Raw genomic sequence first — 16031 nt, forward strand, 5'->3', positions numbered from 1 at the left:
CCTCATCTTGCGGCATCCCAAATGTTGTAAAGCCAAAAAAGGACCGTAAAAATAATGGTTATCCCAAAGACTATCACAAATAGCCCGCCCGATATCCCAAGCGTGAAATATAAGATCAAGGGGACGCCGAAATAGAAAGCAAGCATTATCTTAATGCCTTTTTCCGTTTCGCCTTTTAGTATTTGTCCCGAACCGATAAATAATGCCGAAAAAATTACTAGCGCGAAATTTCTGCTCATGTTATACTTTAACATGAAATGAGGAAAAATTCTGCAATATTTTTATTATTTATAGCGTTCATGCTTTTTGCGGGTAGATCGCTTGCGCAGGTTAAGTTCACGGACGTTCCCACCGACCACTGGTCCGCAAAATCGGTTTACGACCTTGTAAAAATGGGCATAACCCAAGGATACCCGGACAATACTTTTCGCGGGAACAAAAATATTACACGCTACGAGACCGCGCTGTTCCTTTCAAAGCTTGCCGAAAAACTTGGCGGGATCGATTTCCCCCAATTAAAGATCGACTTGTCCAATCTTAAGACTGATATAGCCGGCATAAAACAAGCGCAAAATGTTCCAATTTCCGGCGATTTCGAGCTTTCAGGGCTTGCGCCAAATGTTTTAACGACAAAAGGTATCGTTGTTCCCAGGGGACCGATCATGAATTACAGATTGCGAACTGATCTGAAAAAAGATCTAGGGCAGGGAGCTTCTTTGGATATTGGTTTTGACACATTGGATTCAGGTTATAATGGCGGGACTCGCGAGTTATCGTCGCAAATGCTTAGCATGCGAGGGTCTTTGATCATTAATCCCGTGGACATCGGGTTATCCGATCTTGGCGCTCCGATAAATTTAGACCTTAGTGTTGGGCCGGGACCTATCCAGCATACGGACCAATCGGGCGCATTGCCGTCGTTGAACGGATATACTTACGATAAACCTTATTCCGGTTTGAGTATTTCAACAAAAATTTGGGGAGTAGTGATTTCAGGCTCCTACTACCAGATATTAAAAAATTTGGCGGGACAAAGCTTGGCGAGCCTTGTTAAAAGCAATTTAACCTATGACCTCCAGAATGTTTTTCTTTTTGGCGGGCTTTCGCTCGAAGTCGAGGGCGATTATTATCTCAAGCATCCATCTTCGGCCGGAGAACGCGATGTAAGGGCGAATTTTACTTTAATATCCCAGCCAAGGCCAAAAATGACCTTAAAAACTATTTTCAAGATGGGCAGCGGAAGTTCCAACGGCTGGATGGCGGGGCTTGAGGCGGATTATTTCGATATTTGGAGGACAGGAACAACCCTAAAATTATATGGCTCAAAAATTGGGTCGGAATTCATTCCCGATGCATTTGCTCAGGAAGAGTTCAATATCGGCGGATACGATCTTTTCATGAGGCCGCTTGAGGCTTCAACCGTAAATATTGGCGCGCAAATAGGCCAATATATTAACGGAAAATTATCTTTGGACGCCAAAACAAGCATAAAACTTTCATCTGATTTCGGATATGGGATCGACAAACCCAGATCGCGCGCAACAGGATCGCTCGGTTTTAATTATAATATCGCGCCGGCGTCTTTATTGAATGCTTATTATTGCATTGAACAAAATCCTTCGATCCGTGAGACAACTGATTTTGTGTCGATGAACTTGAAGTATTCGTTTTAGGAGGAAAATGATATGAAAAATTGGTTTTTTTTATTTGGTGTTTGGATCTTTATTGGAATTTTGATTTTTGGATTTGGGATTTCTGTTCTCATAGCGGGTTGTGGCGAGAAAATTGCAACAACAACAACTACTACTACAATAAGTACAGCTACGACCACTAGTTCAACTACGGTAAGTACGAGTACAACATCAACATCAACATCAACATCAACATCAACATCAACATCAACATCAACATCAACATCAACATCAACATCAACATCAACATCAACAAGTACTACTACAACTACAAGTACAACGACAACAACACTACAAGGTTCTTTATGGACTCAGGCAACTGCGAGTGCGGATTTTACCTCGCGTGAAGGCCATTCGGCATTGGTTTTTAGCAACAAGATGTGGGTACTCTGTGGGACAGCCAATGGTTCTTTAGTATCAGATGTTTGGAATTCTTCTGATGGGACAACATGGACGCAGTCAGCAACTGATGTTTTCCCAGCTCGAAGCAGTTTTGGTGCAGTATCGTTTGAAGGTAAAATGTGGGTATCTGGCGGGTATAATGCAGGTTCCTACGCCAAAAATGTTTGGTCTTCATCCGATGGAATCACTTGGACGCAAGCGACTGCTGAAGCGGCTTTTGGGAATAGAGGTTTGCATTCAATGATTGTTTTTAATAATAAAATGTGGGTAATAGGGGGTTATGGCACCCCAGCTAAAAATGACGTATGGTATTCAACTGATGGAATAACATGGACGCAGGCAACAGCAAATGCAGCATTTACCGGCAGGGGTGCACATGCAAGCGTTGTATTTAATAGTAAGATGTGGGTAATTGGAGGAAATACAACGGGTGTGACTACAAACGATGTTTGGTCTTCGGACGACGGAATAACATGGACGTCAGTTACTTCCAGAGCTGGCTTTAGTGCAAGGTATGGCCATACTGCGGTTACTTTTGACAGCAAAATGTGGGTGATTGGTGGATCCGGCAACAAAAAAGATGTTTGGTATTCAAGCGATGGCCTTACTTGGACGGAAGCCACGTCAGCAATAAATTCGGATGTACGCCAATTTTTAGGCGCAGTAGATTTCAACAGCAAATTATGGGTGATCGGCGGCGGATCAGGCGGCGCAGATTATAAAAATGATGTCTGGTGGACACAATAACAGGACGAAGCGCGGCGGGTGGCGATAGAGTGTGATATAATTACAATCGAGGTGGATAAAAATGTCTAAATTAAAAGAAAAATATATTACAAATGAAAAAGGACAAAAAGAAGCCGTGATCTTGAATGTGAGGACTTATGAAGAACTGCTGGAGGATTTGGAGGATCTATATACGATCGCCGATAGAAAAAAAGATAAAACAATTCCTCTTATATCGGTTAAGAGGAGCTTGAAGCGCAGTGGCCTCTTATAATGTAGAATTTAAGAAATCCGCCCTTAAAGACCTGAAAAAGATCGACAAGAGTTTCGTTGCTGGGATTTTTTCTAAGGTAGAAAACTTAGCGGAAAATCCACGGTCAACACAAAGCGTAAAGATAAAAGGAAGCGAAAACAGTTATAGGTTAAGGGTTGGAAATTACAGGATGAGACCGGTTAGCAACTCAGAAACCAGCGACTAAATCCCGATGTGGGAATCGGGACAAGCGTCGCGGTTTCCTCGTAGATTTTAGGAACCGCGAGCCGTGCCTACCGGCAGGCAGGGTTCACTCGCAGGTTCCTAACTAGTCTCAGAGTGTGATATAATTACAATCGAGGTGGATTAAAATGAAAAAGCATACAAAAATCTTTAAATACAGCGCTGTTTTTGAACCGGCAGAAGAGGGAGGATATGTGGTGACTATCCCGGCTTTGCCTGGCTGCGTTACTCAAGGGGAAACTTTTGAAGAAGCAAAAGCTATGGCAAAAGATGCCATAAAAGGTTATATTGCCGTTTTAAAAGAAGATAATGAGCCAATTCCGATCGAAAGCGATGAACACATTGAAACAACAATACTTGTTCCGATCTCAGCGTAACTTGAATATTTTATGAATCATAAATTGCCCAGCCTCAAAGGGAAAGAAGTTGTAAGGGCCCTTAAAAAAGCAGGTTTTGTTGAGAGAAGAACTACCGGCAGCCATTGCATTTTAAAAAATCCATCGTCAAATAAAATTGTCCCGGTTCCTATCCATGGATCAAAAGATATTAAGCGCGGCACTTTGTTTAGCATCATAAAACAAGCAGATATGACCATTGAAGAATTCATCGATTTATTATAAATTAAAGCATTTCCAACAAATCAATTCCACCCAGGACGAGGCTCGGCGTATTGCCGATTCTGCCGAAGAAGGGACAGTGATCCTTGCTGAAGAGCAAACTAAGGGCAGGGGTAAGCCCGGGAGTTCTTGGTTTTCACCAGTTGGCGGGCTTTATTTTTCGATCATCCTCAAGCCGAACAAAGAAATCTCTGATCTTCTTTTTATCACAAAAATGACCGCCGATGTTATTGTAGATCTATTGGAAAAATATCATTTACAGGCCGAAATAAAACTACCGAACGATGTTCTGGTCAACGGAAAAAAGATCTGCGGGATATTAACCGAAAAAATAAGTAAGGCTCTTCTTATCGGGATAGGTATCAATCTCAATATTTCTGGATTTCCGACTGGTCTTAACGCAACCTCAACCCTGCTTCAAACTGGGAAAAAAACAGACCTCAATTGGTTCCTAAGCGAATTTCTGGATAAGTTTTACGAAAAATATGGTATAATTTAATCATGTTGCGCGGTATCCGTGGAGCGATTACAGTCAAAAAAAATTCTGTGGAGGAAATACTCTCCGCTACTGAAAAGCTATTGAAAGAGATCATTAAGGCTAATAGCATTTCTATCCATGACATCGCTTCAGCATTTTTCACTTCAACTTCAGACCTTGATGCCGAGTTTCCCGCAAAAGCGGCTAGGCTTATGGGCTGGGTGAATGTCCCATTGCTCTGCGCTTGCGAAATAAGCGTTCCGCAAAGCCTAAAAAGATGCATCAGGGCGCTTATACTGCTTAACAGCGACAAGCAGCAGAAAGATATTAAAAATATCTACCTTGAGGGCGCTATTACATTGAGGGAGGATCTTGAAGAATGATTATTATAATGAAGCCTACGGCGACCGAAGAGCAGATAAGCCACATCGTTGAAAAATTAAAAAAACACGGGTTCGGCACCCATATAAGCAAGGGGATTGAACGTACGGTTATAGGTGCGATCGGCGACAAGAGCGCTATCGAGCTTGAAACGATCCAAATGCTTCCCGGAGTTTCAGAAATTGTTCCGATCAGGAAGCCTTATAAACTTGTTAGCCGCGAGTTTAAAGTCGAAGATTCACAGATCAAGATCACAAAAGATGTTTTTGTGGGGTCTAAGCATCCGATATTTGTTATGGCAGGGCCGTGTTCGGTCGAAAGCCGCGAGCAAATAATCGAGACCGCTATCGCTGTTAAAAAAGCAGGGGCGCGCGCGCTGCGAGGCGGGGCTTTTAAGCCAAGAACTTCACCTTACAGCTTTCAAGGAATGGGGGAAGAAGGCCTCAAACTTTTGGCCGAAGCCCGTGATAAAACAGGGCTTCCGATAGTTACCGAAGCCATGGATACAAGAGAAGTAGCTTTGGTCGCCAAATATTCCGACATTGTTCAGATCGGCGCAAGGAATATGCAGAACTTTTCATTGTTAAAAGAAGTCGGAAAAACGGGCAAGCCCGTTCTTCTCAAAAGAGGATCAGGGTCTACGATCGAAGAATTGCTCATGTCCGCGGAATATATTATGTCCGAAGGGAACCACAATGTAATGCTTTGCGAGAGAGGGATCAGGACTATCGAAACATATACGAGAAACACTTTGGACTTGGCGGCGGTTCCTGTCATCAAAAAATTAAGCCACTTGCCTGTTATTATCGATCCAAGCCATGGCACGGGCAAATGGGATCTAGTTATCCCAATGGCGCAAGCTGCTGTTGCCGCGGGATGTGATGGCCTTATGATCGAAGTTCATCCAAATCCTGAAGATGCGATGTCCGACGGGCCGCAGTCTTTAAGGCCGGATAAATTCGAAGAACTTATGAGGAAGATATCTTCGGTTGCGAAAGCTGTTGGTCGAGTAGTGTGATATGAAAAATACAAATAAATTATTTAGCAAGTTTCCTATTATTGCTGTGTATTTATTTGGATCTAAGGCGGCAAAAAAGAGAACTAGTCCGATCAGCGATTATGATTTTGGAGTGCTTCTTTCTAAAAAGGCAGCGAAATCCTCATATCTTGATATTAAGTTGAAACTAACGGCAGAATTGGTTGGAGCTGCTGCGTGCGATCATGTCGACGTTGTTTTGCTGAACGAAGCGCCATTGCTATTAAAATATGAAATAATAAAAAACGGGAAACTTATTTATGATAATAACTCGGTTAAAAGGGCGCAGCTATTATTTGAGACATTAAGGGAATATCTTGACTGGGATTATCTGCAAAAGATCATGTCAAAATCTCTTATTAAACGAACAGCTTTAAAAGGCTTAAATGTTTAATCTAAATACTTTCGCAAAGCACTTGGATGAATTAGGCAAATATTTAAAGTACTTAAAGATCCTGCAAAAACATAATAAAGAATCCGCAGTTAATAATTGGCAGGTCTATGGCCTTATCGAAAGGTATTTGCATTTGTCTATCGAATGCTGTTTCAGTTTGGGGGAGCAAGTTATAAGTAATTATGGGCTTCGCTTGCCAAGCGATTACAACGATATCATAAATATTTTATGCGAAAACAAAGTGATATCCAAAAAATTGGCAAAAGATCTTGAAGGGATAGCCGGTTTCAGGAATATTTTAGTCCATGGTTATGCTAAAATCGACAGGGAATTGGTTTATAAGCATCTCAAAAACGATCTTTCCAAACTAAACAGTTTTGCAAAAAGCCTAGCGGCTTATGTTAAGGTTTAGTGCGAAATCTGCTCATCGAGTAGTGTAATGAGTTCTGTTTGGCTTTCTTTATCAAGAGCGGAAATAAAAGAGTAAGGCTTGAATTTTTCCGCGAATTTCTTAAGAGCGGCCAAGTTTTCCAATTTATCTATCTTGTTAAAGACAGTAATTATCGGCTTCGAATAGATTTTTAGTTCCTCAAGTACATCATATACCGCTTCCATTTGGTCTTCTTTATAAGGCGACGAAGCGTCGACCACATGAAGCAGGACATCGGCCTCGATTGTTTCTTCCAGCGTCGCATGGAAAGCCGAAACCAAATTGTGCGGAAGTTTTCTGATAAAGCCGACAGTATCTGTCAATAGCGCGACTTTGCCCGATGGGAGATATATCCTGCGTGTTACCGGATCAAGGGTCGCGAATAGTTTATCCTGCGTCAATAAATTCGATTTTGAAAGCATATTCATCAAAGTCGATTTGCCCGCGTTAGTATAACCTATAAGCGAGATAGTTTTAATTTCGGAAGATTTCCTTTTTTGGCGCAAAAGCTTGCGGCTTTCGCTCACTTTTTTTAACTCATGCTTTAATTTCGAAATTTCGGCATTAATTCTTCTTCGGTCGACTTCCAGTTTTGTTTCCCCGGGGCCTCTTGTCCCTATGCCCCCGCCTAATCTTGAAAGTTCTATCCCGTGGCCGGAAAGCCTGGTCAACCTGTATTCAGCTTGAGCTAATGCAACCTGGAGTTTTCCTTCCCTCGAATGCGCGTGCTGTGCGAATATATCCAAGATCAGTTCCGTACGGTTGATCACTTTTATTCCGAGGAAATTTTCCAGGTTCCTTGTCTGGGAGGCGTGGATATCATGGTCGAAAATGATAAGATCGGCTTCTTTTTTTTCGCAAAGCTCTTTTAGCTCGCTGACTTTGCCTTCGCCCAAGAAATATTTAACGTCGGGACGCTCCCTGTTCTGCGTTAAAACGTCGAGGACAAAAGCGTCCGCCGTGCGCGCCAATTGTTTTAATTCATTGAGGGATTCGTCGAGAGAAATTCTTTCGGATTTGAGCTTTACGGAGACCAAGATGGCTTTTTCCATTTGAATATGGTTTGATTATAACATATAATCATCGTGTATGGCTAAAATATTGATCATTGAGGACGAAAAAGACACGGTTTCGGCTCTTTCCATCCGGCTGAAGGCGTCAGGCTATGAGGTATTAGCCGCGTACGACGGGATTGAGGGCCTTGACATGGCTCGAAATGAACATCCAGATGCGATCCTTTTGGATATCATGCTTCCAAAGCTCGACGGATACAAAGTCAGCCGAATGCTCAAGTTCGACGAAAAATACAAATCTATCCCTATAATAATCGTGACGGCAAAATCTGATGAATCCCAGAGAAGGATGGGCGCCGAGGTCGGCGCCGACGCGTATATCGCAAAGCCCTTTAACCCCGAAGAATTGATGAACAAGCTCAAGGAAGTCCTGGCGCAAAAAAAGGAAAATTGATGTCCGAAAAAAAGAAAGACCTGCGGACCGCTTTTGTAAAGTCGGGCCTATTAACAGAAGACCAGGTGAAAAATGCGATCACAGAAGGCAGAACGTCCGGCGAATCCTTAATTTATGTCATATTAAAGAAAAAACTGCTCGACGAAAAAGCGCTCCTAAAATTCTTAGAAGACGAAATGGATATACCGCATGTAAACTTGTCGACTTATCTAATTGACCAAAAAATAATCGAATCAATCCCTCCGCAGACCGCAAAGAAATATTCGGTGATACCCCTTTTTGTGGTAGAAAATTCATTGTCTATCGCCATGGTCGATCCTTTTAATATCAAGGCTATCGATGAGATAAGGCAGAAGACAGGGCTTGACGTCCAGGTGATGGCGGCCATGCCGTCCGAAATAAATTCTGCTATTTCACAATATTATGGCGTTGCGGGAAGCCTTGAAGAGGTTTTGTCGGAAGTCGGAAAACCAGAAGCGAGCGGCGCTGTCCAAAGTATCACTTTGACGGAAGAAGCCCCGATCGCAAAGCTTGTCAGCCTGCTTTTAGCCCAGGCGATCGAAGAGAGGGCATCTGATATCCACATTGATCCTGAAGAAAACAGGGTGCGGGTAAGGTATAGGATCGACGGAGTATTGCATGAATCTTCATCGCCCCCAGCGCACCTCCATTCTTCGATCGCATCGCGCATCAAGGTCATGTCCGGCCTAGATATTGCAGAAACGAGGATCCCGCAGGACGGACGGTTGAGCTTCGATGTTTCAGGGCGGGAAGTGGATGTACGCGTCTCGACATATCCGACAATTTACGGCGAAGCGGTCGTGATGCGTCTTTTAGACAAAAAAAGCGCGATGCTTTCATTGAGCGATATCGGTTTTTCCCAAGAATACCTAAAAAAATTTGAAGCTATCGTCCGGCGCCCGTACGGGATCATTCTGGTCACGGGGCCGACAGGGTCTGGCAAAACAACAACGCTTTATTCGACATTAAACCATATTAATTCTCCTGAATTGAACATCATGACGATCGAAGACCCTGTCGAATACGAGCTTGCAGGAATAAGGCAGGCGCAGGTCAATGTAAAAGCGGGCATGATCTTTTCGAATGCGCTCCGCTCTATGCTAAGGCAGGACCCTGATGTTATCCTGGTAGGAGAGATAAGGGATTTTGAAACTGCAAGAGTTGCGATCGAGGCCGCGCTTACGGGGCATCTGGTCTTTTCAACGCTTCATACAAACGATGCGGCAGGGTCGCTCACGCGGTTGACGGATATGGGCGTTGAGCCGTTTCTGACTTCTTCCGCGACAGCCGCGGTCTTGGCCCAGAGGCTTGTTCGGAAAATATGCAGTAATTGTAAAGTTGAGATAAAGCTTCCCCAAGCCGAATTAAAAGAATTTGAAGCGATAAAGATCAAGAATCCGGTTTTCTACCATGGGAAAGGATGCAAGTCATGCCACGAAACAGGTTACCTCGGGCGGACGAGCATTTTTGAAATAATGGAGATGTCAGAAGAGATAAGAGAGCTGGTTGTTGCGCGCGAATCCACGTCGAAAATAAAAGATGCAGCGATCAAATCCGGGATGAAGACCTTAAGGGAAGACGGATTGCTAAAAGTAGCACAGGGGGTCACGACCCTTGACGAAGTCCTTCGGGTAACACAACTCGATTAAATAATAAATGCCAACATTCAATTATAAGGCCAAGGACAAATTCGGCGCCGACGTTAGCGGCGCGATGGAAGCGCAGACATCCTTATCCGCCGCTACCCGTTTAAACGAAATGGGATATACGCCGATAACCATTATAAAACAGGAAGCCTCTTTATTTTCCGTGATCGAAGGCTTTGCAAGCCGTTTTCAGCCGGTAAGGCAGGACGAAATGATCGTTTTTGTCCGGCAGCTTTCATCTATTCTTGCGGCAGGTGTGCCTCTTTTGGAGTCACTCACAGCAGTCTACGAGCAGGTGCAAAGCCCAAGGTTTAAAAAAGTGATCTTTGCTTTAAGGCAGGATATAGAAGGGGGATCAAGCTTTTCGGAAGCGCTCTCGAACCATAAAAATGTATTTTCACAGATGTTCATCTCAATGGTCCATGCGGGCGAACGCGCAGGGATATTGGGAGAAGTGCTCGATAGGCTGGGGACGCTTTTGGAAAGGGACTTTGATAATGCGCAGAAGATAAAATCCGCAACGCGCTACCCCCTGATAATAATTGCAGCCCTAATAACCGCGTTCATAGTTGTTATAACGCTTGTTATCCCAAAATTTTCAGACCTCTACTCAAGCTTTAAGATCGATCTGCCTCTTCCTACAAGAATACTCATCGGATTGAATTATTTCATGCTTCATTATTGGATCATTTCAGCCGCAATTATCATGGCCTTTGTTTACTTTTTGAGGAGATTTTTTAGCACGGGATTTGGAAGGATGATGCTCGATACTAATGTATTGAAAATACCGGTATTCGGACAACTGTTAAAAAAACTTATCTTGGCGAGGTTCTGCCGGATGCTTGGGGCAATGCTTAAATCAGGCATCCCGATAACAGAGGCCCTCACAATTACTGGAGGGACGATCGAAAATCAGCTTCTCGCAAAAGTGGTCGAGGGCGTCAGGCTCGAGGTCATTAAGGGCAGCGGGCTGTCGGAGCCCATGCGCGAAGCGAAAGTATTCCCTCCGCTTGTAGTGCAAATGGTCGCGATAGGCGAAAAATCAGGGGCGCTTGAATCGATGCTTTCAAAAGTTGCGGATTATTTTGACCGGGATACGGATTATACGATAAAAAACTTGACCCCTCTTCTTGAACCGTTCCTTATATTGATCCTGGGTATTTTTGTCCTGGTTTTGGCGTTGGGAGTCTTTTTGCCGATGTGGGACATGATAAAGATCGCAAAGTAGCTTGACAAAAGTTTTAGGCTCTTTATAATAGCTTGTAGTAAAAATATAATTAAAAGAAACGGGAGGTGAAAGAATGAAGAAAGGTTTTACGTTAATTGAATTGGTCATGGTTATCGTAATCCTTGGCATTTTAGCCGCAATGGTTTTGCCAAGATTTATTGATCTGCAGGCAAAAGCCAAGGACTCGGCCGCAAAAGGGGCATTAGGATCGATACGATCGGCAGTAGCCGTAACATATGCGAGCAATGCCGCGAACGATGTCACGCCATTGATCCCAGCGGCAATTACAGCTTCGATGTTCCAGGATAGCAGGATCCCTGTCGAGCCTTATTCGAATTCGAGCGCAATTTCTTTTGTTGCTGATGTTTCAAATATCGCGGCAGGATCGGGCTGGGCATATGATTCGGTAAACGGCAGGGTCTGGATAAATAACTCGCAGTACACGACTTATTGATTTATAGGCTAAACATCATAAGGCTCCGTTTTGACGGGGCCTTATTTTTTGGTATAATCCGAACAAGTGATGAAAAAAAATATTTGGCCCTTTATTGCTTTCTTTATTGTGACGGCCGTTTTTTTCTTCAGGTTTTTGGACGGGGCCGAAGTCTTCGCGTTTAAGGACCTATCCAGGTATTTTTATCCCTTAAGGCATTTGATGGTGGATCAAGTGCGATCCGGCCATTTGCCGCTTTGGAACCCCTATGTATTTTGCGGCATGCCATTGCTTGCGACGCTTCAAACATGCTTTTTTTATCCGTTAAGCATAATTTACTATTTATTGCCTTTTGATCTTGCTTTCAATTACTATATTGTCATCCATTACTTCTTAGCCGCTTGCTTCATGTATCTCTTGATGAAGCATTACAAGGCTTCAAATGTTTCTGCGTTCTTTTCGGGCATTATTTTCGCTTTTTCCGGATACCTTTTATCAGTCGCCAACATGAACACATCGCTTTCGTCCGTCATTTGGCTGCCGCTTGTTATATTGTTTTGGGATAAGGCAATAAATCCACCCCCTCTCATTCTCCCCCTTGATAAGGGGGAAATGTCCCGAAGGGACAGTGGGGGTGTTTTGAATTTCGGATTTCTGATTTCGGTACTCTCCCTTATGTTCCTGGGCGGAGAACCTACTATTATATATATGACTCTCTGGCTAATGCTGTTCTACGGCCTATCTTTTTCAAAAGATTACTTCAAAGTAATAAAAACTCTCATTATCGCAGGTTTAATAACGATCGGTGTTGTTTCGATACAATTTATTCCATTCGCCGAGTTGGTCTTGCATTCTGATAGGACAACATTGACCCAATTCAGCCTGGTATCAATGAGATCTCTTCCTCCAAGGGAGATCGTGAATTTTATCCTGCCTTTTTTTTACGGGAATCTCTTGAGGCCTGGAAGTTATGTAGAAAGCATCTTAGGGAACCACAACCAGGATTGGCTTATTTCAACATACATCGGGTTTATTCCTCTCATGTTCGCATTTATCGGCATATTAAATAAAGGGGGAAAAAGCAAGTTTTATCTTGCTTCGGCGGCTTTTTCTATCCTAATGGCATTCGGCAGCTATACTCCTCTATATCATCTCCTTTACTGCATAACCCCCGGCATATCAATGATCCGCTTCCCCGTAAAATATCTTTTTATCGCATTTTTTTCGGTCTCGATCCTTTCGGGCTTCGGATTTGAATATGTGAAACAAAAGTTCCAGGACAAGAAATGGCTTTTTAATGCATCAATTATATTGGGTGCGGCTTTTATTTTGCTTTCGTTCGGGTATTTTGCGCTAATAAAAGGGCAATCGAGGATAATGCTGTATTATTATACTAAGCATAAAAGCCTGCCGCCGTTCATTATTGAGCAGATACTCTTGAACATAAAGTTCAATCTGGTCAGTTTTTCGAATTTATGCCTGGTTGTTTTTTTGTCGGCGTTTTCATTTTACGCGGCCTACAAAGGATTTTTAAGGAAAAGCTTCTTTTTTCTGCTGATAATAGGCGTTTGCCTGCTTGATCTTTTTTCTGTCAACTCCTCGCTTAATTTCCCGTGCGACAAGTCAGTGTATGAGAAAATAACCCCAAATATCAAGCTATTGGCTGCAGATCCAGGGATTTTCCGCTTTTATTATTCCCCAAGCTTTGAAGCTTTCAATCGTATGGTTTATGGGGTTGATTTTGACAAGGGCCTGATCGAATCAAAAGACCGGCTGGTTGCGAATAAAATGATGCCATATAAATTATCCGATTTTTACGGATATGAATCGATCCTCCTTAGCGATTATAGGAATTATGCGGTTTCTTCATGGAAAGACCTGCTCTCAAAGGACAGGAGGGTGCTCGATTCTTTAAATATAAAATATATTATCGAAAAAAACCCTTTGGATTTTCCAAATTTGAAGCTGTTGAACCGTACGGAGTATTTTTTTGGCCGCGCATATTTACATGAAAACCTGGAATATTTGCCTCGGGCATTCGCGGCAGATTCCCCCGATTTTATTTCTGGAAAAGGCATAAATGCTTCTGCGGCAAAGATACTTGAATATAAAGACCAGAGCCTAAAAGTGAGAACATCATCCAAAAAGCCGGCATATCTGCTTTTAAGCGATACATATTATCCCGGCTGGAAAGCAACAGTTGACGGCAAGGAAGCTGAAATAAAGAAGGCTAGGCCGATTTTTAGGGCGGTAAAGATCCCAGCCGGCGAACATATTGTGCGGTTTTATTATGATCCGTTTTCGCTTAAACTTGGCGCGCTTGTTAGTTTGATTGCAATTTCCGGATTGATATTCTTTATGATAAAAAAAGGAAGGCGCAATTGAAAAAAACAATAATATTTTTGTTGCTTATTTTGAGCCTGCATGTTGCGTTAAGGATACCTTTCCTAAATGTCCCGCTTGAGCGCGATGAGGGAGCATACGGATATGTCGCGCAAAGGATCCTAGCGGGGGACGCTATGTATAAAGATGCAGTCGACCATAAGCCCCCGCTTATTTACTTTATTTATGCGTCATTCATAAAATTATTTGGAAGCTCAATACTGGCAATAAGGCTGCCAACGCTTTTATATTCGCTCTTAACCACTCTTGCGATATTTCTTGTCGGAAGATTATGGGTGTCAGAGAGCTTGGGGACTTTGGCGGCTTTCCTGTATGCTTTATTTTCTGGCGGGCCGCTAATACAAGGATCGACATCGAATACAGAAACTTTTATGGTTTTGCCGCTTGTTCTGGCAGTATTATTTTTTCTGAAATATAAACGGAAAGAAAATTTATGGCTTTTGTTTATATCGGGCTTATTCTCTGGGATCGCGATCTTAATTAAGCAAGGCGCTATTTTGAATTTTTTTGTGTTGTTTTGTTTTATATTTATTCTAAATGATAATGACTATCATTATCAAAATGTGCATTTTAATATAAAAAATATTAAAAGAGCATTCTTATTACTTTCGGGTTTCCTCGTTTTTCCGATCTTAGTTGCAATTTTTCTGTTTCTTTCGAGCAACCTAAAGGACGCCATATTCTGCAATATTTTCTTGAACAAGGAATATGCGGCTTCATTTAGAGGCGGATTGATTGCGAACCTGTCCTACGGTTTTCAGGCCTTAAGAAGCCAAATGGAACTTGAGAACGGACCTCTATGGTTGCTTTCTATCGCCAGCATTTTCTTTATTGTCAAAAAAGACAGATCGCATACAAACAATCTTGTTCTATTTTGGTTGATCGTCCCGTTTATCGGTGTTTTTCTGACCGGGAGATATTTTGGCCATTATTTTATCCATTTTATGCCGGGACTTTGTTTATTGTCCGCGTATTCTATTTTAAAAATAAAAGAGAATATCAACTATTATTCTAAAGCTGCGATCTTGGTAATACTTTTGTTCTTGTCAATTAATATCGCGGCATTCCAATATCCGTTCTATCTAAAATATTCAAAAGATGAGATATCAACAAGCGAATACAGGAGCCGGGAGTTCGTTGCTTCTTTCTATGCGGCGGAAGAATTAAAGAAAAGTTTGAAGCCAGGCGATAATATCCTCGTATGGTCAGCCAACCCCGAAATATATTTTTATTTGGGCAAGAAGTCGCCGACAAAGTATTTCAACTATCTGCCTTGGATGCAAAAAGCCGAAAGAGACGATGAGATCTTAAAAAATATTATCAACTCAAAGCCGGACTATATTGTTAGGGAGCCATTTTCCGCGCCAAACAAGGCATTAGACGGCCTCCTTTCAAAAATTTATTCGCCTTACATGCGAGTAGACAATGTCCTTGTTTATAAACTATAATAAATGAGATGAATCCAAAGATTATTGTCGTCATGCCGGCGTATAATGCCGAAAAAACCCTTGAGAAAACCTTTAACGATATCCCAAAAGAGTGGGCGGGTGAGGTGATCCTAGGCGATGACTGCTCAAAAGACGGCACTATAAAGCTCGCTTCCAAGTTAGGGATCCATTCAATAAGGACGCCGCGCAATTTGGGATACGGCGGCAACCAAAAAATGCTTTACCGCGAAGCCCTCGCCCATGGCGCGGACATTGTCGTTATGCTCCATCCCGATTGGCAGTATGATGCGACAAAGATCCCTGAAATGGTAAAGCCCATCATAAACAAAGAAAAAGATATCATGCTGGGATCGCGCGTTCTGGGCGGCGGTATGAACACTTTGGCGGGTGGGATGCCCATTTGGAAATATATTTCAAATGTCTTTTTGACATTATGCGAAAATTTGACATTCAGGCTTGGGCTTTCAGAATATCATACGGGGTTTAGGGCATACTCAAGATACGCCTTGGAATCGGTCGATTTCGCAAATAATTCCGATGATTTTGTTTTTGATACCGAATTGTTGGCAAAAGCCGCGAGGGTAAAACTTTCTGTCGGCGAGATCCCTGTTCCCTGCAGGTATTTTCCCGAAGCGTCTTCGGTTGATTTTTTAAGAAGCACAACTTACGGGCTTCAAACTCTCTGGGTTTGCATGAAATATTTGTTGAAAATTATCTGATCTCCGGCTAGAATG

General features: G+C 42.6%; 19 protein-coding genes and 1 pseudogene. 18 read left to right on the forward strand and 2 right to left on the reverse strand.

Annotation, left to right across the window (positions count from 1 at the left end):
* Positions 1-2 precede the first annotated feature (2 nt).
* Positions 3-239, reverse strand: a complete 237-nt coding sequence (locus tag HZC34_07315) for a hypothetical protein (GenBank protein MBI5701628.1) — start codon at positions 237-239, stop codon at positions 3-5.
* Positions 240-257: 18 nt separating this feature from the next.
* Between HZC34_07315 and HZC34_07320 the strand changes: the two genes are divergently transcribed.
* From HZC34_07320 to HZC34_07370, 11 genes are all read left to right on the forward strand, one after another.
* Positions 258-1673, forward strand: coding sequence for an S-layer homology domain-containing protein (locus HZC34_07320; protein ID MBI5701629.1), 1416 nt, complete (start codon positions 258-260; stop codon positions 1671-1673).
* Between the two features lie 12 nt (positions 1674-1685).
* Positions 1686-2840 (forward strand): hypothetical protein, encoded by a 1155-nt coding sequence (locus HZC34_07325; protein MBI5701630.1) that lies wholly within the window; start codon positions 1686-1688, stop codon positions 2838-2840.
* Between the two features lie 61 nt (positions 2841-2901).
* Positions 2902-3093 (forward strand): hypothetical protein, encoded by a 192-nt coding sequence (locus tag HZC34_07330; protein ID MBI5701631.1) that lies wholly within the window; start codon positions 2902-2904, stop codon positions 3091-3093.
* Positions 3080-3298: a type II toxin-antitoxin system RelE/ParE family toxin gene (locus HZC34_07335; protein MBI5701632.1), complete on the forward strand. Its 219-nt coding sequence runs from the start codon at positions 3080-3082 to the stop codon at positions 3296-3298. Before HZC34_07330 ends, HZC34_07335 begins: the two co-directional genes overlap by 14 nt.
* 145 nt (positions 3299-3443) lie before the next feature.
* Complete coding sequence (locus HZC34_07340; GenBank protein MBI5701633.1) at positions 3444-3692, forward strand: type II toxin-antitoxin system HicB family antitoxin; 249 nt, start codon at positions 3444-3446, stop codon at positions 3690-3692.
* A 12-nt stretch (positions 3693-3704) separates the two neighbouring features.
* On the forward strand, positions 3705-3935 hold the full coding sequence (locus tag HZC34_07345; GenBank protein ID MBI5701634.1) for a type II toxin-antitoxin system HicA family toxin: 231 nt from the start codon (positions 3705-3707) through the stop codon (positions 3933-3935).
* The gene (locus HZC34_07350; protein ID MBI5701635.1) at positions 3910-4431 is read left to right on the forward strand and encodes a biotin--[acetyl-CoA-carboxylase] ligase; all 522 of its coding nucleotides are present in this window, start codon (positions 3910-3912) and stop codon (positions 4429-4431) included. Before HZC34_07345 ends, HZC34_07350 begins: the two co-directional genes overlap by 26 nt.
* A 2-nt stretch (positions 4432-4433) precedes the next feature.
* Entirely contained in the window at positions 4434-4793 is a 360-nt protein-coding gene (gene aroH / locus HZC34_07355) for a chorismate mutase (protein MBI5701636.1), read from the forward strand.
* Positions 4790-5809, forward strand: a complete 1020-nt coding sequence (gene aroF, locus HZC34_07360; GenBank protein MBI5701637.1) for a 3-deoxy-7-phosphoheptulonate synthase — start codon at positions 4790-4792, stop codon at positions 5807-5809. Before aroH ends, aroF begins: the two co-directional genes overlap by 4 nt.
* Position 5810: 1 nt before the next feature.
* Positions 5811-6221: a nucleotidyltransferase domain-containing protein gene (locus HZC34_07365; GenBank protein MBI5701638.1), complete on the forward strand. Its 411-nt coding sequence runs from the start codon at positions 5811-5813 to the stop codon at positions 6219-6221.
* The gene (locus HZC34_07370; GenBank protein ID MBI5701639.1) at positions 6214-6633 is read left to right on the forward strand and encodes a DUF86 domain-containing protein; all 420 of its coding nucleotides are present in this window, start codon (positions 6214-6216) and stop codon (positions 6631-6633) included. Before HZC34_07365 ends, HZC34_07370 begins: the two co-directional genes overlap by 8 nt.
* Here the strand turns inward: HZC34_07370 and hflX are convergent.
* Positions 6630-7703 carry a GTPase HflX gene (gene hflX, locus HZC34_07375; GenBank protein MBI5701640.1) on the reverse strand — a complete coding sequence of 358 codons (1074 nt, stop codon included), beginning with the start codon at positions 7701-7703 and terminating at the stop codon, positions 6630-6632. The two genes, HZC34_07370 and hflX, sit on opposite strands and share 4 nt — an antisense overlap.
* A 37-nt stretch (positions 7704-7740) precedes the next feature.
* Between hflX and HZC34_07380 the strand changes: the two genes are divergently transcribed.
* From HZC34_07380 to HZC34_07410, 7 genes and pseudogenes are all read left to right on the forward strand, one after another.
* Entirely contained in the window at positions 7741-8118 is a 378-nt protein-coding gene (locus tag HZC34_07380) for a response regulator (protein MBI5701641.1), read from the forward strand.
* Positions 8118-9788 carry a Flp pilus assembly complex ATPase component TadA gene (gene tadA / locus HZC34_07385; protein ID MBI5701642.1) on the forward strand — a complete coding sequence of 557 codons (1671 nt, stop codon included), beginning with the start codon at positions 8118-8120 and terminating at the stop codon, positions 9786-9788. Before HZC34_07380 ends, tadA begins: the two co-directional genes overlap by 1 nt.
* 7 nt (positions 9789-9795) lie before the next feature.
* Positions 9796-11013, forward strand: coding sequence for a type II secretion system F family protein (locus tag HZC34_07390; protein MBI5701643.1), 1218 nt, complete (start codon positions 9796-9798; stop codon positions 11011-11013).
* A 73-nt stretch (positions 11014-11086) separates the two neighbouring features.
* Positions 11087-11182 (forward strand): annotated as a pseudogene (locus tag HZC34_07395) (prepilin-type N-terminal cleavage/methylation domain-containing protein).
* A gap of 354 nt (positions 11183-11536) precedes the next feature.
* Complete coding sequence (locus HZC34_07400; protein ID MBI5701644.1) at positions 11537-13831, forward strand: YfhO family protein; 2295 nt, start codon at positions 11537-11539, stop codon at positions 13829-13831.
* Entirely contained in the window at positions 13828-15297 is a 1470-nt protein-coding gene (locus HZC34_07405) for a glycosyltransferase family 39 protein (protein MBI5701645.1), read from the forward strand. The genes HZC34_07400 and HZC34_07405 overlap by 4 nt, the downstream gene beginning before the upstream one ends.
* Positions 15297-16016 carry a glycosyltransferase family 2 protein gene (locus HZC34_07410; GenBank protein MBI5701646.1) on the forward strand — a complete coding sequence of 240 codons (720 nt, stop codon included), beginning with the start codon at positions 15297-15299 and terminating at the stop codon, positions 16014-16016. The genes HZC34_07405 and HZC34_07410 overlap by 1 nt, the downstream gene beginning before the upstream one ends.
* Positions 16017-16031 lie beyond the last annotated feature (15 nt).

This window comes from Candidatus Saganbacteria bacterium (genome assembly GCA_016223245.1).
Classification (GTDB): Bacteria; Margulisbacteria; WOR-1; order XYC2-FULL-46-14; family XYC2-FULL-37-10; genus JACRPL01.